This is a genomic window from Terriglobales bacterium (assembly GCA_035764005.1).
Classification (GTDB): Bacteria; Acidobacteriota; Terriglobia; order Terriglobales; family Acidobacteriaceae; genus Gp1-AA112.
In genome coordinates this window covers 26205-44670 of the sequence record DASTZZ010000115.1, presented here as the reverse complement: position 1 = coordinate 44670, position 18466 = coordinate 26205, and the positions used below count along the sequence as shown (strand labels likewise).

The following is an 18466-nucleotide window of genomic DNA, read 5'->3' as shown; positions in this document are numbered from 1 at the left end:
CGCCAAGAAGAGAGACTAAAGCAACTGGTTTAATTCGAGAAGAAGGTTCCAATCGGGTGCCCAGGCATCGCGAACTTCGACGAGTGGGATACTTTAACTCCGTCCCATATGCCTCAGCAATTCCTCCATTGCCGCTGAGCGGCTCCACGCTCATTCGGTATGAATACTGCAAGAAAACCGCCCAGTCATCGCTGATTCGAAAACAACGACGACTGGGCGCGCTCGGCCAGAGGCGGGGGTTTGAAAATGAAAAGGCTTAGAACATCCTCAGGCTTTCGAAGACAACGCTGAGCTGTTGAAACTGGGGCTAGTTCTTCACCTCCAGGCTTGCCGCGACCACGTGCTGACTGTCTTTTACTTTGTCGCCGTCGAGCGGTTTGAGCTTCTTGATTTCGTAGCTGCCCTGCTCGGGAGCAACCAACGTCATACGGCCGTGGCCCTTCATCATCCCGGCGGCGATTTCTACTCGAATGTAGTAGTCCTGTCCGCTCTTCAGGTCGACGTCGATACCTGCCTGCTTATCGTTCGAATGGAAGGTGTGTTTGCCTGACGAAAGCTTGGCGGCAAAGAAACGGCCGTTCTCCATGCGGGCAAGTTCGGTGTCGTCGCAATACACAGACGGAGAGAGTGCGCTACCAACAAACTGCTTGTAGCGGTAGATGTAAACAGTTACCTGCGAGTCATCTTTCTTAGCAGCGTTGTCTGCCTGCGGTGTCGCGGAATCAGGCTGCTGCGCGTTTAAAAGGGATGTTGCGAAAGCCAGAAGCAGAAGAGCTTTCAGGATTGGAAATCGCATGCTTACTACCTCCATCAGCGTGTGAGTTATAGAGGCCCAGGAAATCCAACAGATCGCCTGCGTGAACCAACTTCTGGCCACTTCCACACCGGCGCGATTTCCAAGTTAGCGGTTCCAATTCCGGACGAGAAGGTTACGAAAGTGAAGGTGAAACGACTTGGTCACTGTTTGTGAACAGATTCTCGGAGAGACTCCGCCGGCCACTACGCCAATCCCAAATCCGGCGCGATCTTCTTCATTGCCTCGATGCAGAACGTGATGTGCTCGTCGAGATCGATTCCGAGCGCGGCAGCTCCGTACGTAATGTCGTCACGCGAGACGCTGCGGGCGAAGGCTTTGTCCTTCATCTTCTTGCGAATTGATTTCGCATCTACTTCGGCGAGCGACTTCGATGGCTTCACCAGAGCCGTGGCAGTGATGAATCCTGCGAGTTCGTCACACGCGAAGAGAGCTTTCTCCATGTGACTCTCGCGAGGGACTCCGGCGTAGTCGGCATGGGAAAGAATCGCGCGTCGAATGTCATCCGGGTAGCTGCGCTCGGCGAGGATCTTGTTACCGACGAAAGGATGTTCTTCGGGCGTGGGGAATTTCTCGTAGTCGAAGTCGTGAAGCAGGCCAGTGATTGAATACTTAAGCTCGAGCGCGGCGGCCTCTTCTCCGTTCAGTCCGTTGTCGCGGGCGAATTTCTGCGCGTACGCCCTCATGCATGCCTCGACCGCCCTAGCATGTTTTCGCAAACTTTCCGACTGGGTGTATTCAGTTAGTAACTCCCACGCTGATTCAAGGGATTGCCCGATCATTTGCCTGTTTTCTCCCTTGTTTCGCTGGTGTTCTTTGCCGGTTTATTTAGGTTTTCTTACGGTTTTTTCTTGACTTCTCCTTCAGAGTACCGCAAAGTAACCGTGGCTTGATTCCGGGACCATTTCCCGAATCGGCTTTTGTTTGAGAGTGCCCCGCTCTGGCAACTCCCAAACTACATGGCAACGACGCTCGCACCTGTTGATTCACGAGAGGTGGTGAGATGCGACCATTGTCATCTCGTCCAATTTCGGACCAATAACAATAATTGCCGCCGCTGCCGCACGTCACTCGATAACGAGCCGGAGCCGGTGGTAGTCGCGCCGGAAATCGCTCCGGCGATCACGAATAACAGCTCTCATCCGCAGATTCAGATTGCGCTCGCGATCCGTTCGTTGCGGCGCCGCTCAGGACTGAGCCAGCGCCAGCTCGCAGGACGCATGCAGGTGCCGCGCACCTACGTGTCGAAGATCGAGAACGAAAAGGCCACCCCGACGCTATCCTCGCTAGAGCGCCTAGCCAACGCGCTCGAAGTTACAATCCCCGATCTGCTCCGCGGCGATGGACGGGCGCGTGAAGATGAAATTGCTTCTCTGGTAGGTGATCCGTTCATTTCCGAGATTGCGCCATTCATCTTCCAGCTCGATCCCATGCAGCGCTCGAGCCTGATGATGCAGATGCGCGAACTAGCTACACGTCCGAGACGCAAAATCTAAGTTTCTCTCCCCCAACCCACGCTCGCGTAGGCCGATCTCGAAACTGGGATCGGCCTTTGTGGTTTTCCTTCTTGTCATTCCGAACCGCCGTCTTTTGGCGGCGAGAAATCCCTATGCCTTCGATAATGGTGCGTCGACGTAAGCTTCGCGGCCATAGGGATTCCTCTCTCCTGCTCACGCGAACGGCACGCGTGAGCATTCGCTCGGAATGATAGACACTGAAACAAGCGAACGGCCCCGCATTTTCCGCGAAGACTCCCGACTTTCTCTGCTAAAGTAGAGCGCACATTTCCCATGACGTGGACCGAAACTTTTCACTGCGAAATCTGCGGCAAGCAGAAGGGCAGCGTCGATCACTGGTGGCTCGCCTGGGCCGAGAGCTACCGGCCTCCATACCAGGGCGCGCCTGAGCACCCGATTCTGAAGATCTACCCGTGGGAAACCATGTCCGCCCACGATGCAGATGTGAAGCACCTATGTGGTCAAGCCTGCCTGCAGACGCTTGTCGCAAGATGGATGAACCGGACCATCAGCGTGGTACACGGGGCAAAGGCTTCGGCGTAGGCTTTCCTTCGTGCTCTTCGTGTCCTTCGTGGTAAACGCCGGTTCTCAGTTATATTTCTCTAGCCGAGACAGGATTTTCATTCATGCCTTCGACCACAGTCATCGCCTCAGCTCCGCAAACCGCCGCAACTCCACAGACCACCAACTATCGCGCGATGGCGATGGTCACGACGCTCTTCTTCATGTGGGGATTTCTCACCTGCCTGAATGACATCCTGATTCCGCATCTGAAGAGCATCTTCGATCTGAACTATGCCGAAGTGATGCTGGTGCAGTTCGCCTTCTTCTCTTCGTATTTCGTGTTCTCGTTCCCTTCGGGAAAGATCATCGACTTTTTCGGATATAAGAAGGCCATGGTGGCCGGCCTGGTGACAATGGGAATCGGAGCGTTCATGTTCGTTCCGGCAGCTGCAGCGCCGTCGTTTCCGCTATTCTTAGCGGCGTTGATTACGCTCGCCGCAGGCATGACGATCCTGCAGACGTCGGCCAATCCTTACGTTGCGGTCCTCGGCCCACCACGCACCGCCTCCAGCAGACTGAATCTTACCCAGGCATTCAATTCGCTGGGGACGACGATCGCTCCGTGGTTCGGAAAGCTCTTGATCTTGGGCGCTGTTGCCGCGCCGGTCTCAATTGAAGTGCTGCGCTCCATGTCTCCGGATCAGTTGCAGGCCTATCGGGTATCGCAGGCTGCTTCGGTGAAACTACCTTACATCGGCCTTGCCTTGGCATTGTTTGTCTTGGCCGTAATCATCGGATTTTTCAAACTGCCGACCATCGCTTCCGCTGAGGCGCATGGAGCCGTGAATGACTCAGTATGGCGACATCCGCACCTCGTGCTGGGTGCAATCGGAATTTTTGTATACGTCGGAGCTGAAGTAGCGATCGGCAGCTTTCTCGTGAACTATCTCAATCGTCCGGAAATCGGAGGCCTCACTCTCACCGCCGCGGCCGGCATGCTGACTTATTACTGGATGGGAGCAATGATTGGCCGATTCGTCGGTTCCGCACTCTTGCAAAAGATCCCGACCGGAGGATTGCTGGGGTTCAATGCCATCGTTGCGGGAATTCTAGTCGCGGCATCGATGCTCACCTTCGGCCACTTCGCGATGTGGACGATTCTGCTCGTCGGCCTGTTCAACTCGATCATGTTCCCCAGCATCTTCACGCTGGGCGTCGATGGCCTTGGTCCACTCACTGGCGACGGCTCAGCGTTGCTGATTGCAGCCATCGTCGGCGGTGCAGTCATCCCCGAGTTGCAGGGCATCCTGGCAGACCATATCGGGATCCACCACGCGTTTATTCTCCCGCTGCTCTGCTACATCTACATCGCGTATTACGGCTTCCGCGGCTCTCGGCATGGCGCGGCGACGGCTGCGGCGTAGCCTCAGAAAGACATAGAGTCGGGAGCCCTCGGCCGGGTGTTTCTGCAGGACTCTGAAGGCGCACCTTTCGCAGCCGTGCTGGAGCTTGACACGCACCATTATGGCAGTCCCAACGAACACCCCCGGGCGAGGGTGTCCGGCTCCAGGTTAAGCCTGCGGGAATGTGGGGGGTGCAATTTCGGGAACCGGCAGTACCGCCGCTGGCTGAGTCTTCCAGACAGGCTTGCCAGCCTGCTTCGGAGCTATGGAGCGGAAGAAGCGGCTGCATTCCTGCCAACTCGCTAGAAGCTGCTGCGCCCACACGCTGCCGGTTAGCAGGGCGTGGACACGTACTAGCATCTCCACCTGGTGTAGCTGTTCAGGCGAAGGAACACTCAGCTCGACCGAATCCTGATTTACGCGGGTCTCGGTGAGGTTTGCGGGATCGAAGACGTAAGCCTTGCCGCCGGTCATTCCTGCGGCAAAGTTGCAGCCGATATCGCCGAGTACAACTACGCATCCGCCGGTCATGTATTCGCAGCCGTGATCGCCAACGCCTTCAACTACGGCTACTGCTCCGGAGTTGCGTACGGCGAAGCGTTCGCCGGCGCGTCCGGCGGCGAAGAGCCGTCCGGAGGTCGCGCCGTAGAGCGCGACATTTCCCAAAATGACATTCTCGTTCGAGCTATCGATCGCCTTGCCGCGCGGGCGCAGAATCAGCGCGCCGCCGCAGAGACCTTTTCCGACGTAGTCATTGGCTTCGCCGTCCAGCGTCAATTCCATGCCATCGACGCAGAACGCTCCGAACGACTGGCCCGCTGAGCCACGGAAGCCGAGGCGAACTTCGCTGTTCTGCAGCCCACGAACGCCGAGCTTGCGGACGAGTTCTCCAGCAATGCTTGCGCCGGTCGAGCGATCCTGGTTACGGATCGTGAACTCGCGATCGAAGTGCTGTCCCTGGCGAACGAAGCCTACGATCTCATTCGCTAGTTCCAGTCCGAAAGCATCGTGATCGGATGGACGATCGTTGCGCGGAGTCATGCAGCGTGGCAAGTCGCCGTCGCTGCGATAGAGCAGCTGTGAGAGGTCGAGTGCGCCGTCGGTCGAGATTTGGCGAAGCAGATCGGTGCGTCCTACGGCTTCGCTGATTGAACGCAAGCCTAGTTGCCCCAGCAGCGTGCGAATGTCTTCTGCAACTTTCAGGAAGTAAGCAACCACGTGCTCAGGCTTGCCGCGGAACTTTGCGCGCAGTTCGGGACGCTGCGTTGCGATTCCGGCCGGGCACGTATCGAGATGACATTGACGAGCCATGTCGCAGCCCAGCGAGACGAGCGCTGCAGTTCCAAAAGCGAACTGTTCGGCGCCGAGCAGAGCAGCGACTACAACGTCGCGTCCGGTACGTAGGCCGCCGTCAACGCGCACGCGAATACGGCTCCGAAGTCCATTGCGCATTAACGTCTGCTGGGTTTCGGCAAGGCCAAGCTCCCACGGGGCGCCGGCGTGCTTAATGCTGCTCAGCGGCGAGGCTCCAGTGCCGCCGGCATGTCCGGAGACAACCACGTAATCGGCATAGGCCTTCGCTACGCCGGAAGCCACCGTTCCGATTCCCGCTTCGGAAACCAGCTTCACGCCTACGCGAGCGGTTGGATTGACCTGCTTGAGGTCGTGAATAAGCTGCGCCAGGTCCTCAATGCTGTAGATGTCGTGATGTGGGGGAGGGCTGATCAGCGACATTCCTACTTGAGCGTGGCGCAGACGCGCAATCAGCTCGGTCACCTTGGCTGCCGGGAGCTGTCCACCTTCTCCCGGTTTCGAGCCTTGCGCGATCTTGATTTCGATCTCTTCCGCGTTGACCAGGTACTCGGTCGTGACGCCAAAGCGTCCGGAAGCAACCTGCTTCACCTTGTTGTTCGCTTCGCGGCGTCCGTGATAAACATCGGGATCTTCACCGCCTTCGCCGGTATTCGACTTGCCGCCGAGCAGATTCATGGCTTCTGACAGCGTGCGATGCGCTTCAGGGCTGATGGAGCCGAGCGACATAGCGCTACTCACGAAGAGGCGGGCAATCTCGGCAGCAGGCTCGACTTCATTGAGGGAAACCCGTTCCGAAACGGGAGCAAACTCAAGCAGATCTCGGAGGTTGTGCGGCTTGAGCGTGTCGGCATGGCGGGTGAATTCGCTCCACGCACTTTCAGTCAGCGAAGCATCGGCTTTGCGAGCGACGCCGACTGCGGTTTGCATTGCGCGTACTGCAGGCGGAGCCCATCCATGCTGGTCGGCGCGATCGGCCTTGCGATAACGGATGTAGCCATAGTCCTGGAGCAGTTCTTTAGCCTCGGCCGCCAGCGGCTCAGCACGACGAGCGAGTTCCTGCTCAACAGTCGCGAATCCTACTTTGCCGCGAAGATTCGGTGTGCCGGCGAAACAGCGGTTGACGAGTTCCTCGTCGAAGCCGATGGTCTGGAAGAACTGGCCGCCCCGATAGCTGGCCACGTCGGAGATGCCGAGCTTCGACATGATCTTCTTCAGACCGTTGTTGAAGCCCTCGAGCATTTTGTGCGGAGTCTCGCAGGTGCGCAGCGCCAGCCACGGGCAAACCGCCCCCGCGCCGTAGCCGATGAGCACCGCTGCGTGATGAACGTCCCAACAATCGCCGCACTCCGCGATCAGGTCGCAGTGAGTGCGCAGGCCGATGTTGATCAGGTGATGGTGAACGGCACCGACAACCATCGCGATCGGAATCGGCGGCGCACTCGAGCTTGCAGTCGTGTCAGACAACACCAGCAGTTCGGCGCCGCTTTTTACGGCTGATTCGGCCAGGCGACAAATTTGTTCTACGCTCGCTGCGAGGCCGTCTGAATCCGGACAGACGCACTCGATTTCCGCGATCTGCAGCACAGACTGCGAACGAATACCTTCGAGTTCCTCTTCGCTAATGACTGGAGAGCTTAGTTCGAGAAGCGTTGCGGGAGCGCTCGAATCATCTGCGCAGAGTCTTGGTCTGCGGCCCAGGACGGTGCGAAGCGACATCATCAGATCTTCGCGAAGCGGATCGATCGGGGGATTTGTCACCTGCGCAAACCGCTGGCGGAAGAACGTGTAGAGCGAGCGCGGGACGCGAGCGAGTGCCGAAACGGGAGTGTCATCTCCCATCGACCACACGGCTTCTTTCCCGTCGCGTGCCATGGGGGCAATTACGAGCTTCAGATCTTCGCGCGTGTAGCCGAATAACGCATGAGTCTGCTCGGTGGGTGTCTCAAAAGTGCCCGCCGGAGCTTTCTCGACGGCGATTACGTGCGAGCTTGTCTCCGGAGTTGCATGGAACAGATGCTGTTTCAGGCGCTCGGCATCGAGCACTTCGTGGCGTTCGAGATCGACGGCGAGCATCTGTCCCGGGCCGAGACGGCCGTTGACTTCGACGTGGTCGGCATCCAGATCGAACAGTCCCACTTCGGAACCGGCGATTACGAGCCCGTCGCTGGTGATTTTGTAGCGCATCGGACGCAGGCCGTTGCGATCGAGAGCAGCGCCGACATAGCGACCATCCGCGAAGGCCATAGCCGCAGGGCCATCCCAAGGCTCCATCAATGCGGCATGCTCGCGGTAGAAGCACGCCAGATCCTGAAACGCTGGATGAGCCTGCCACGCAGGAACGACCAGCATCGCCATGCTGTGCAGCAGATCGCGTCCGCTGCGAAGGAGCGCTTCGGCAGCTTCGTCGAAATGACAGGAATCTGATGCGCCCTCACGGAGCAGGGGCAGGAAGTCAGGAGGAAGCTCGGTCTCGCGCGCTTTCATCCAGGTGCGGTTGGCGTCGATGGTATTGATCTCGCCGTTGTGCGCGATGAATCGGAACGGCTGCGCGAGCCACCAGGAAGGATGCGTGTTCGTCGCATAACGCTGATGGAAGAGAACAAATGAGCTTTCAAATTCGGGATTCTGCAGATCGGGGTAAAACTCGCGCAGATGTCCGCCGGCGCAGAGCGCCTTATAAACGATCGTGCGCGACGAGAGCGAAGCTACGTAGCTCTTCAGTCCTGCGCGTTCAAATTGTTTACGGGCGCGATGAAGACGCGACTCAAACTCGTTTTGACTGACTTTGGGCTGCGGAGCAATGAGAGCCTGGCGGATCACAGGCATCGAGGCCAGCGCGGTGTGTCCGAGCGCTTCTCGGTTCACCGGCACTTCACGCCAACAGAGGAGCCTCAACTCCTGGGCTTCAATGGCAACGCGCAGTTGATCGGCAGCGGCAGGCAGCTCGTCAGAATCGAAGAACACCATTCCAACTGCGAGGGGAACATCGGATGGAATCTGCAGGTCGGGGTCGGTTAGGGAACGCTGAAGTAAGCTCCGAGGAATCGAAGTCGTGATCCCGGCGCCATCTCCGCTGCGGCCATCGGCCGCGACCGCACCGCGATGCGCGAGCCGTGCAAGGGCTTCCAAGCCCATCTCCACGATCTCGCGTGAGGGGGTGCCGGAGACGCGGGCGACAAAGCCTACGCCGCAGGAGTCGTGCTCAAACCGGGGATCATACAAGCCTTGCTGCATTCATCCGCCTGAATAGAAGATCGGCGCCTCACGACACTGCGCCTGATACCAACTAGATTTACAGGCACTGATGGGCATTCATCCAATTGAATCTTCCGATGCAGGTCATTAAAAAACCGAATCAGCGGTTCAAACAACGAAACCGCTTATAATGTTGACATTTATATAAGCCCTATTTATAGTCTTCGGCATTGGAGCAGGAGGGGATTTCCGGTGAATGCAGCCCCAGAATTCAGTTCGCGCAGAAGCGCTGTTGCGGCCACGGGCGCAGTCGTAGATATTTGCCTGCTTACAGTCGTGCTTAGCGTTGTAGGCACGGGATGATGGCCAGCGGCAGGAGAAAAGATTCAAGGCCATCATCGAAGCAGATGATGGCCTTAAGCATTTCAGGGCAGGGAAGAGACCGAGCGTTCAGATGAGCGATCCAAAACGGAATAGCGCCGCGATCACAGATGGACCAAGCCGTTCGCCGGCGCGCGCGATGTTCAAAGCAGTGGGCTTCACCGACGAAGACCTGCGCAAACCGATCATCGGCATTGCCAATACGTGGACCGAAATCGGTCCATGCAACTTCCATCTTCGCGAGCTTGCCGCCGCAGTGAAGCAGGGTGTGCGACAGGCAGGCGGCACTCCGATGGAGTTCAATACGGTTTCCATTTCCGACGGCATCACCATGGGCGCGGAAGGCATGCGCACCTCGCTTGTCAGCCGAGAAGTGATTGCTGATTCGGTTGAGTTAGTCGCGCGCGGAAATCATTTCGATGGGTTGGTTGTACTGGTCGGCTGCGACAAGACCATACCTGGCGCAGTCATGGCCGTTGCTCGCCTAAATCTGCCTTCCGTCATTCTCTACGGCGGATCGATTGCGCCCGGGAAGTTCCACGGACGCAATGTCACGATTCAGGACGTCTTTGAAGCAGTCGGCGCTCACAGCCGAGGCAAGATGTCGGATTCTGATCTGAAGGAAATTGAAGATCATGCCTGTCCCGGAGCCGGGGCCTGCGGCGGACAGTTTACGGCCAACACGATGGCGATGGTATGCGAGTTTCTCGGCATTGCCGAAATGGGAAGCGGTGGAATTCCAGCGACGCATCCAGGAAAGCTGCGGCAGGGCGAAGCGACGGGAAAACTCGTTATGGAATTGGCCAAGGCGCAGCGTTTGCCCAGGCAGATTCTCACTCGCTCTGCTTTTGAGAATGCCGTTGCCAGCGTGGCCGCTACCGGTGGATCAACGAATGCTGTTCTGCATCTGCTCGCAATTGCGCATACCGCCGGCGTTCCATTCGCGATCGATGATTTCGAGCGCATCAGCTCGCACGTTCCTTTGATTGCGGATCTCAAGCCCGGCGGAAGGTTTGTCGCGACCGATCTGTTTGAAGCCGGAGGAACTCCACTGGTGGCGCAGCGGTTGTTCGAGGCAGGCATTCTTAAGCCCGATGCTCTCACTGTCACCGGCAAAACGATCGGTGAAGAGGCGAAGCGGGCCGTGGAAACTCCCGATCAGGAAGTGGTCCGGCCCACAGCCCAGCCGCTCAAGCCGACCGGCGGTCTGGTCATTTTGAAGGGCAATCTCGCCCCCGAAGGATGCGTAGTAAAGGTGGCGGGCCACGAGTTTCAGCGCCATGCCGGCCCGGCGCGCGTTTTTGATGGTGAAGAGCAAGCCTTCGCCGCGGTTCAAAACGGGAAGATCAAAGCAGGGGATGTAGTTGTGATCCGCTATGAAGGTCCGAAGGGCGGACCAGGAATGCGGGAGATGCTGGCGGTTACGGCGGCAATCGTTGGAGCCGGACTTGGCGAATCTGTTGCATTGCTCACGGACGGCCGGTTTTCAGGGGCCACGCATGGACTCATGGCGGGCCACGTTGCGCCCGAAGCCATGGCGGGTGGACCGATCGCCGCGGTACGCGAGGGCGACCAGATCGTCTTTGACATTACGAAACGCGAGTTGCGAGTGGAGATTCCCGATTCCGAAATGAAACAACGGTTGGCGTCGTGGAAGCCTCCGCAGCCGCGATATCCAACCGGGGTCATGGCGAAGTATGCCAACCAAGTCTCGTCGGCTGCGCGTGGAGCGGTGACGATCTAGATGGAAGGAGAAAGCGAATGAGAACCGGTGCGCAGATCATTTGGGAATGCCTGATCGCCGAAGACGTAAAGCACGTCTTCGGATACCCGGGCGGCGCAATCCTTCCGGCGTACGACGCGTTGTGCCAGTATCCGCAGATCCATCACGTCCTGGTGCGCCACGAGCAAGGGGCGACACACATGGCGGACGGATACGCACGCGCCAGCGGACGAGTGGGCGTAGCGATGGCGACCTCAGGTCCGGGCGCCACCAACATGGTCACCGGTATCGCGACGGCGGCGATGGATTCCTCTCCTATCGTTTGTATTACCGGGCAGGTCGGCAGCAAGTTCCTCGGTACCGACGCTTTTCAAGAAACCGACATCACCGGCATCACACTCCCGATTACCAAGCACAACTACCTGGTTAAGCGCGCTGAAGACATCGCGCCCACGCTGCGCGAAGCGTTTTACGTTGCGCGGAGCGGCCGTCCTGGTCCGGTTCTCGTTGATATTACGAAGGACGCGCAGCAAAGCTCGTGCGAGTTCGACATGGCGAGCTATAAGCCGCTTCCGTCCGCGGAAGGGAAGTCCCATTCTGGTCCTGAGCAGTACGCGGCTGCGCTCGATCTGATCAATTCCTCAAAACGGCCAGTCATTCTTGCCGGTCACGGCGTCCTGCTCTCCAATGCAATGGAAGAACTGCGCGAATTCGCTGAGCGAGCAAGTATGCCGGTCGCGATGACGCTGCTCGGAATCGGCGGCTTTTCGGCCTCCCATCCTCTGAATCTCGGCATGATGGGCATGCACGGCGAAGCGTGGGTGAATCACGCGATTCAGGAAGCCGACTTGCTGCTGGCTTTCGGCATGCGCTTCGACGATCGGGTGACCGGCACGTTGAAGACTTATGCGCCAAAGGCGAAAAAGCTTCACATCGAGATCGATCCGGCCGAGATTAATAAAAACGTTCGCGTAGATGTCGCACTGGTTTCGGATCTTCGTCCGGCATTGCAAAAGTTGCTGCCTGATGTGCAACGCATCGATCGCCAGGCGTGGCTGCACTACATTGACGAACTCAAGGGCGATTCCGCCGTGCGCGACATTCAGAAGATGCCCGATAGTGGGCATCTCTACGCCGCGCACGTGATCCACGATCTCTGGCGCGAGACCAACGGAAATTCCATTGTTGTAACCGATGTTGGCCAGCACCAGATGTGGGAGGCGCAGTATTACAAACATGAGCAGCCGCGATCGCTCATCACTTCCGGCGGATTGGGCACGATGGGTTTTGCCTTACCCGCAGCAATCGGCGCGAAGTTCGCTCGTCCTGAAGCCGACGTTTGGGTCGTCGCAGGCGACGGCGGATTTCAGATGACGATGCCAGAGTTAGCCACCGCTGCGCAGGAAGAACTTGATGTCAATATAGCGGTCATCAACAACGGATATCTTGGCATGGTTCGGCAGTGGCAGGAGTTCTTTTACAACCGCCGCTACTCCGAGACACCCCTCCTGAGTCCGGATTTCGCCAGACTGGCCGAGGCTTTTGGTCTACGCGGCTTAACAGTGCAGAACCGCGATCAGGTCGTTCCAGCGATTTGCGAAGCGCGGAATCATCGTGGCACGACTTTGATCAATTTCCTGGTCGAACAAGAAGACTCGGTATTTCCGATGGTGCCAAGCGGCGCAGCGCTCAACGAAATGATTCGACGTCCAAGTCCGCTCGTGGAAACGGCGGCATCGGAGGCATGAGCATGGTACGCACATTTATCGTATACGTCGCCGATCATCCGGGCGTGTTGAATCGCGTTTCCTCGCTGTTCCGCCGTCGCGGATACAACATTGAGTCATTAACCGTGGGTCACACGCATCAACCCGGCATCTCGCGCATGACAGTCGTGGTCGCGATCGACGAGATCGGCGCGCCGCTTGTGATGGCGAATCTCTATAAGCTCGCAGAAGTGATTCGTGTGGACGACATCACCAAAGTCCCTGCCGTTCATCGCGAGTTGATGATCGTTAAGGTCGCAAGCAATCCTGCAACGCAATCTGAAGTTTTGCGCGTTCTTGCGTCTGGCGGAGCTCGCGTTTTGGAAACTTCCAACGACTCTGTGGTCGCCGAAGCTACGGGACCAGAGGACGCGATCAACCACCTGATCGAATCACTCAGGCCATTTGAAATTCTTGAACTCACTCGCACAGGACGCGTTGCTATGACCAGCCAAGCTTCTGCGCTTCACGCTGCTGTCGCCGCCGGCGAAGAGCAGCGAGGACCATTTTGGAACCTAACCCATTCCGCGGACCTTCCGCGCAATTGTTCTTAGAGAGGAACTTACATGGCGAAAATCTACTACGAGAATTCGGCAGACATATCCCTGGTCCGAGGCAAGAAAGTAGCCGTCTTCGGCTATGGTTCGCAGGGACACGCTCACGCTCTTAACCTCCGCGACAGCGGCGTTGAAGTGCGCATCGCGCTCGAGCCCACCAGTCGCTCGCGCAACAAAGCTCGCGAGGCTGGCTTCGAAGTGCTCACTCCGGCAGAAGCCGCGAAATGGGCTGACGTGCTCGTGATCCTTACGCCTGACACAGTTCAGGCCAAGCTCTACAACCAGGCGATCGTCCCGGCTCTTTCAAGTGGCCACAAGACGCTGCTCTTTGCACATGGTTTCAACATCCATTTCAAAACGATCAATCCGCCCCCAAACGTCGATGTAGTGATGATCGCACCCAAATCTCCCGGCCATCGCGTGCGCGAAGTGTTTGTCGAAGGCGGAGGCACGCCGGGACTTCTTGCCGTGCATCAGGACTCGAGCGGACAAGCGAAGGCGTTCGCGCTTTCTTACGCGAAAGGAATCGGCTGCACCCGTGCTGGAGTGATCGAAACGACATTCGCGGAGGAGACGGAAACGGACTTGTTCGGAGAGCAGGCTGTGCTCTGCGGGGGCGTGAGCGCACTCATCAAAGCCGGATTTGAAACGCTCGTTGAAGCCGGGTACCAGCCGGAGATCGCATATTTCGAGTGCCTGCACGAATTGAAACTGATCGTTGATCTCATGTATCGCGGCGGGCTCAACTTCATGCGTTATTCCGTTAGCGACACCGCCGAGTATGGCGACTACACGGCCGGTCCGAAGGTGGTCACAAAAGAAACGTACGCGGCCCTACGCAAGCTGCTCGCCGACGTTCGCAGCGGTGAGTTTGCGCGGCAGTGGATCGCCGAGAATGAGAAAAATCGTCCGTGGTTCAACGAGGCCCGCAAGAAAGATCACAATCATCAGATCGAGCAGGTTGGTGAGCGCCTTCGCGCGATGATGCCCTTTGTGAATCCTGTAGCCGTCAGCGTGGACCAAACTGAAACTCAGGCCAAGGCGCCGCTATCGGAGCAGCAGAAGGCCAAGGTGGCTGTGTAGTTCCTGTACAGGACGACGAAACCTGGGACAAAATGCCATGGGGAAGGCAAAAGGCTGCCTCTCTGTGCCGCGGGTATCTGGTGCACGCAGGAGGCACGTGGCTGAATTGTCGCTTCCGTAGGATTTTTGCGGGCTATCGCTTCGGCAGCTTCTGATACGGACTGCGTATAATATCTGATACTCTGCCGTCTTTGTGATGTCCCTATTCTGGTTGCGAGTTGCGGTCTGCCTTTACGGCATCAGCTTGCTCTATGCGCTCATCGCGCTGGTGCGAAGGCGAGAGATCCTTTCACGCGCGACGCTTCCCGTCGCGGTCGTCGCTGTAACCCTTCATTTCGTTGCGCTCGTTGAGGCTTTCGTCGCCGGCAAGATGGTAGCGATGCCGCTGCATCAATCGGAATCTCTGCTTGCATTCCTGATGATGCTTTTGTTCATCGGCGTTTGTTATCTATATCGCACGACTTCTCCGGGCATCGTAGTTCTACCGATCGCCTTCCTGCTCTCTTTGTCGGCCGCGTTGGCGCAGGCTGCACCGCAGTTTGGATCGCCGTTGCTCCGCAGTGGCTGGATTTATACGCACATCATCCTCATCCTCATCGGATACGCAGCGCTCTTCTTCAGCTTCATCGCCAGCGTGCTTTACCTCCTGCATGAGCGCAGCCTTAAGAACAAGAAACTGAATGGAATTGCGGGCAAGCTTCCGGCACTCGAGACCATCGACAACATCGGTTACAAGCTGCTGCTCATCGGTTTTCCGTTTATGACGATCGGGCTGATCGCTGGATCGGTGATCGCTCAAGTCCAATACGGATCGCGTTACTTTCTCGATCCTAAAGTGATCCTTAGCCTGTTGATGTGGGGTGTGTACATGCTCATGCTGTACACGCGCTGGAATTCTGGCTGGCGTGGCCGCCGTGCGGCCCTACTGGCCGCGATCGCTTTTGCTGCCGCATTAAGCGTTTGGGCGGCCAACTACTTCAGTGGCGTTCACAGGTTCGTGGCGCGATGAGACTCCAACTCCTCGGCATCAATCACAAGACCGCCCCTGTGGAAGTGCGCGAGCGGCTTGCGATTCCCGAATGGAAACTGGAGGAGGCTACTCGCAAGCTTCTGGGTCATCCGGATGTAACCGAATGTGTTGTCTTCTCCACTTGCAATCGTGTGGAGCTCGCTGTCTGCTCCGATAAGGGCGCGGACCTGCACGCTTTCCTGCGGAACTACCTCCTCGCTGATGATTCCCATTTTCGTCCTTATCTCTACGAATTTTGGGAAGACGACGTCGTTCGTCACGTCTTCCGCGTTGCCGCCAGCCTGGATTCGATGGTCGTCGGCGAGCCACAGGTGCTGGGACAGGTAAAACATTCATACTCAGTTGGAAAGGCAGTCGGATCGATTGCTACCAACTTTGAAGCACTGCTTAGCCGAGCATTTTCCGTTGCCAAGCGCGTGCGCACAGAAACAGCGATTGGAAGCTCGGCAGTGTCCGTGGCCTCGGTCGCCGTGGAACTTGCAAAGAAAATCTTCGGCAGCCTGCAAGGGCGCAGCGTGTATCTCGTCGGCGCCGGGAAGATGAGCGAGTTGGCGGCGCGGCACCTGCATTCGCATGGCGCGGGAGCGATTCTCGTCACGAATCGCACGCATGAGCGTGCACAACGGATGGCGGAGAAAATCGGCGGCAGCGCGATCCATTTCGATCGGCTTTATGAAACCGCCGACCGCGCAGATATTGTGATTACCTCGACGGGAGCGCCGCACGCGATCTTCTGTCGAGAACATGGCGAGCTCTTCATGCATCGCCGCAAGAATCGACCTATGTTCTTTATCGATATCGCGGTCCCGCGCGACGTCGATCCTGAAATGGGACAGGTGGACGGCATTTTTACCTACAACATCGATGACCTGCAGCAAATCGTCGAAGCAAACGTAAGCGACCGCGGACGAGAAGCGCAGCGAGCCGAAGCTCTGATCGAGGAGGAAGTTGTCCGCTTCCGCCGGCGCATACAGAGTCTTGATGCTGTCCCAACCATCCTTGCGCTGCAGCAACGCATGGAACAAATTCGCCAAGACGAGATTGAACGACTTCGAGCGAAGCTCGGTCCGCTCACAGTGGAGCAGCAAAGCGCAATCGAGAATCTCACGCGCAGTATCGTGAACAAAATCCTGCATCCTCCAATCTCGGCACTCAAGAGCGCGAGTGGGTCGGAAGAGCTGACGACAACCTCGGAGATGCTGCGCGCCTTGTTTGGATTAGAGCTTGCCTCTCACACCAACGGGTTTGCTCATGCACAGGAAGGCTCCAGTTCTTCGGGTCCAAAGGAACCAAAATCCAAGTCTTCCGCTGAGAATTCCGAAGCCGATCGTCCCATTCTGAAATTCACAGCACGTTCCTAAATGGCTCATCTGCGCATCGGCTCCCGTGGTTCGCAACTGGCGCTGTGGCAGGCGAATCACATTGCTGATCGACTGCGCGTTCAGGGACATACAGTTCACATCGAAATCATTAAAACTACCGGCGACAAGATCACTGATGTCGCTCTCGCGAAGGTGGGCACAAAAGGAATGTTCACCAAAGAGATTGAAGAGGCGATGCTTAATAGTCGAATTGATCTCGCGGTGCACAGCCTCAAGGATCTGCCGACCGAGCTTGCGCCCGAGTTCGTAATTGCTGCCGTTCCGGAACGGGAAGACCCGCGCGACGCATTCTTATCGACGAAGTACTCTCGAGTCGAAGAGCTGCCGGCCAGGTCGCGAGTTGGCACGAGCAGCTTGCGGCGTCAGGCTCAACTCCATGCCATACGCAACGATCTTGAGATCATTCCCTTGCGCGGCAATGTCGACACGCGCCTTCGCAAGCTGCAATCGGGAGAGTTTGACGCCATCATTCTGGCTTCGGCAGGCGTTTCCAGATTGGGACTCACGGACTTGGTCCGTATGTGCTTCGATCCTGAGCAGATGTGTCCCGCAGCGGGGCAGGGAGCATTAGGCATCGAGGCTCGTTCCTCTGATTCGGCGACCATCGCCGCATTGAAGTTTCTCGATCATGCTCCCACGCGAGCTGCTGTCGAATGCGAGCGAGCTGCTCTCAATGCGCTCGGCGGCGGATGCCAGGTACCCATCGGCGCATACGCTCGCCATAATAACGGGAACATTACGCTGCAGGCGGTCGTAGCCAGTCCCGATGGCAAAGAGATTGTTCGTGAAAAGCGCTCGGGTTCTGACCCGCAAAAGCTCGGAGCAGATGTCGGCGAGGCGCTGCTCGCACGAGGCGCCAGACGAATTCTCGAATCCGTTTATGGGACCATGACATCAGTTCCGCAGCAGCCGTAGTATCCTGCGGTATTCATGCCCGCAAAGAAGAAAGTCACAGATCGTGAATCGCACCGCGTTGCCGAGTTGGTCACCGCTGGTCCGCTTGCGGGAAAGCGCATCGTCGTCACTCGTGCACATAAGCAGGCGGAAGGACTTTCTTCGCTTCTGCGCGGATACGGAGCCGAGGTGATCGAAGCTCCCGTGATCGAGATTCGCCCCCCCGCTTCTTTCGAGTCGCTGGATGAAGCTCTAAAGAACATTCTGCAATATGACTGGCTGATTCTCACCAGCGTGAATGGAGTGGAGGCGTTGTTCTCCCGCCTGGAGCCTCTTGGGTTCAGCATCGATTCGCTTCAGCATCTCAAGATTGCCGCGATCGGGCCTGCGACTGAAGAACGCATTCAGGATCACGGACTGGTTGTCGACCTCGTGCCGACGCGATATGTCGCCGAAGAGGTCGTACACATGCTGCGCAAGCAGGTGAAAGGCGAGCGAGTTCTGCTGGTCCGCGCGAAAGTCGCGCGTGACGTGATCCCAGAAGAGCTTCGCGCTGCTGGAGCGCAGGTAGATGTTGTTGAGGCTTACCAAACGGTGATTCCAGATGGTGCTAAGGAGCGGTTGCAGAAGATCTTCAGCGATGGCGGAGTGCCTGACGCGATCACGTTTACGAGTTCTTCAACAGTGAAGAACTTTCTCTCCATCGTCCTCGGAACCGATATTCCCGCCAAGCTCACAAAGACGAAGTTCGCCTCCATCGGGCCGGTGACTTCAGAAACGTTGCGCGAATATGCGTTGCCCGTTCATGTGGAGGCCGACGAGTTCACGATGGATGGTCTCGCCCAAGCCCTCGTAAGGGAGTTGGGTGGATGATGCTTGCGACAATGTCAGAGCCGTAGGTTC

At 57.5% G+C, this 18466-nt stretch carries 14 protein-coding genes; 11 read left to right on the top strand and 3 right to left on the bottom strand.

All coding sequences use genetic code 11. The annotated features are described in order from the left end of the window. Positions 1-307 precede the first annotated feature (307 nt). The gene (locus VFU50_19285) at positions 308-796 is read right to left on the bottom strand and encodes a DUF2846 domain-containing protein (GenBank protein ID HEU5235009.1); all 489 of its coding nucleotides are present in this window, start codon (positions 794-796) and stop codon (positions 308-310) included. A 203-nt stretch (positions 797-999) separates the two neighbouring features. After that, on the bottom strand, positions 1000-1500 hold the full coding sequence (locus VFU50_19280; GenBank protein HEU5235008.1) for an HAD family hydrolase: 501 nt from the start codon (positions 1498-1500) through the stop codon (positions 1000-1002). A 273-nt stretch (positions 1501-1773) separates the two neighbouring features. Here VFU50_19280 and VFU50_19275 point away from each other — a divergent pair, with 273 nt between their 5' ends. The 3 genes from VFU50_19275 to VFU50_19265 all read left to right on the top strand — a co-directional run bounded on the left by VFU50_19275 (position 1774) and on the right by VFU50_19265 (position 4259). Next, positions 1774-2310, top strand: a complete 537-nt coding sequence (locus VFU50_19275) for a helix-turn-helix transcriptional regulator (GenBank protein ID HEU5235007.1) — start codon at positions 1774-1776, stop codon at positions 2308-2310. A 294-nt stretch (positions 2311-2604) separates the two neighbouring features. Beyond that, positions 2605-2874: a hypothetical protein gene (locus tag VFU50_19270; protein HEU5235006.1), complete on the top strand. Its 270-nt coding sequence runs from the start codon at positions 2605-2607 to the stop codon at positions 2872-2874. 83 nt (positions 2875-2957) lie between these two features. Continuing rightward, positions 2958-4259 (top strand): sugar MFS transporter, encoded by a 1302-nt coding sequence (locus VFU50_19265; protein HEU5235005.1) that lies wholly within the window; start codon positions 2958-2960, stop codon positions 4257-4259. Positions 4260-4406: 147 nt separating this feature from the next. Here VFU50_19265 and gltB read toward each other — a convergent pair whose 3' ends face one another. Continuing rightward, positions 4407-8786, bottom strand: coding sequence for a glutamate synthase large subunit (gene gltB, locus VFU50_19260; GenBank protein HEU5235004.1), 4380 nt, complete (start codon positions 8784-8786; stop codon positions 4407-4409). Between the two features lie 415 nt (positions 8787-9201). Here gltB and ilvD point away from each other — a divergent pair, with 415 nt between their 5' ends. The 8 genes from ilvD to VFU50_19220 all read left to right on the top strand — a co-directional run bounded on the left by ilvD (position 9202) and on the right by VFU50_19220 (position 18436). Further along, the gene (gene ilvD / locus VFU50_19255; GenBank protein HEU5235003.1) at positions 9202-10872 is read left to right on the top strand and encodes a dihydroxy-acid dehydratase; all 1671 of its coding nucleotides are present in this window, start codon (positions 9202-9204) and stop codon (positions 10870-10872) included. 17 nt (positions 10873-10889) lie between these two features. Further along, a complete protein-coding gene (ilvB, locus tag VFU50_19250; GenBank protein ID HEU5235002.1) occupies positions 10890-12599 on the top strand; it encodes a biosynthetic-type acetolactate synthase large subunit in 1710 nt (569 codons plus the stop codon). 2 nt (positions 12600-12601) lie between these two features. Continuing rightward, a complete protein-coding gene (gene ilvN / locus VFU50_19245) occupies positions 12602-13171 on the top strand; it encodes an acetolactate synthase small subunit (GenBank protein ID HEU5235001.1) in 570 nt (189 codons plus the stop codon). A gap of 12 nt (positions 13172-13183) precedes the next feature. Next, positions 13184-14257 (top strand): ketol-acid reductoisomerase, encoded by a 1074-nt coding sequence (gene ilvC, locus VFU50_19240; protein ID HEU5235000.1) that lies wholly within the window; start codon positions 13184-13186, stop codon positions 14255-14257. A gap of 196 nt (positions 14258-14453) precedes the next feature. Then, entirely contained in the window at positions 14454-15266 is an 813-nt protein-coding gene (ccsA, locus tag VFU50_19235; GenBank protein ID HEU5234999.1) for a cytochrome c biogenesis protein CcsA, read from the top strand. Beyond that, complete coding sequence (gene hemA, locus VFU50_19230; GenBank protein HEU5234998.1) at positions 15263-16648, top strand: glutamyl-tRNA reductase; 1386 nt, start codon at positions 15263-15265, stop codon at positions 16646-16648. Before ccsA ends, hemA begins: the two co-directional genes overlap by 4 nt. After that, positions 16649-17584 (top strand): hydroxymethylbilane synthase, encoded by a 936-nt coding sequence (hemC, locus tag VFU50_19225; GenBank protein ID HEU5234997.1) that lies wholly within the window; start codon positions 16649-16651, stop codon positions 17582-17584. A gap of 15 nt (positions 17585-17599) precedes the next feature. Further along, the gene (locus VFU50_19220; GenBank protein ID HEU5234996.1) at positions 17600-18436 is read left to right on the top strand and encodes a uroporphyrinogen-III synthase; all 837 of its coding nucleotides are present in this window, start codon (positions 17600-17602) and stop codon (positions 18434-18436) included. The last annotated feature ends 30 nt before the right edge of the window (positions 18437-18466 follow it).

Excerpts from the sequence above, each read along its gene's own strand:
- VFU50_19270 (HEU5235006.1), top strand. The coding sequence starts at position 2,605 with ATGACGTGGACCGAAACTTTTCACTGCGAAATCTGCGGCAAGCAGAAG.
- VFU50_19280 (HEU5235008.1), bottom strand. The coding sequence starts at position 1,500 with ATGAGGGCGTACGCGCAGAAATTCGCCCGCGACAACGGACTGAACGGA.
- ilvN (HEU5235001.1), top strand. The coding sequence starts at position 12,602 with ATGGTACGCACATTTATCGTATACGTCGCCGATCATCCGGGCGTGTTG.
- ccsA (HEU5234999.1), top strand. The coding sequence starts at position 14,454 with ATGTCCCTATTCTGGTTGCGAGTTGCGGTCTGCCTTTACGGCATCAGC.
- hemA (HEU5234998.1), top strand. The coding sequence starts at position 15,263 with ATGAGACTCCAACTCCTCGGCATCAATCACAAGACCGCCCCTGTGGAA.
- VFU50_19265 (HEU5235005.1), top strand. The coding sequence starts at position 2,958 with ATGCCTTCGACCACAGTCATCGCCTCAGCTCCGCAAACCGCCGCAACT.
- hemC (HEU5234997.1), top strand. The coding sequence starts at position 16,649 with ATGGCTCATCTGCGCATCGGCTCCCGTGGTTCGCAACTGGCGCTGTGG.
- VFU50_19285 (HEU5235009.1), bottom strand. The coding sequence starts at position 796 with ATGCGATTTCCAATCCTGAAAGCTCTTCTGCTTCTGGCTTTCGCAACA.
- ilvC (HEU5235000.1), top strand. The coding sequence starts at position 13,184 with ATGGCGAAAATCTACTACGAGAATTCGGCAGACATATCCCTGGTCCGA.
- ilvD (HEU5235003.1), top strand. The coding sequence starts at position 9,202 with ATGAGCGATCCAAAACGGAATAGCGCCGCGATCACAGATGGACCAAGC.
- VFU50_19220 (HEU5234996.1), top strand. The coding sequence starts at position 17,600 with ATGCCCGCAAAGAAGAAAGTCACAGATCGTGAATCGCACCGCGTTGCC.
- ilvB (HEU5235002.1), top strand. The coding sequence starts at position 10,890 with ATGAGAACCGGTGCGCAGATCATTTGGGAATGCCTGATCGCCGAAGAC.
- gltB (HEU5235004.1), bottom strand. The coding sequence starts at position 8,786 with ATGCAGCAAGGCTTGTATGATCCCCGGTTTGAGCACGACTCCTGCGGC.
- VFU50_19275 (HEU5235007.1), top strand. The coding sequence starts at position 1,774 with ATGGCAACGACGCTCGCACCTGTTGATTCACGAGAGGTGGTGAGATGC.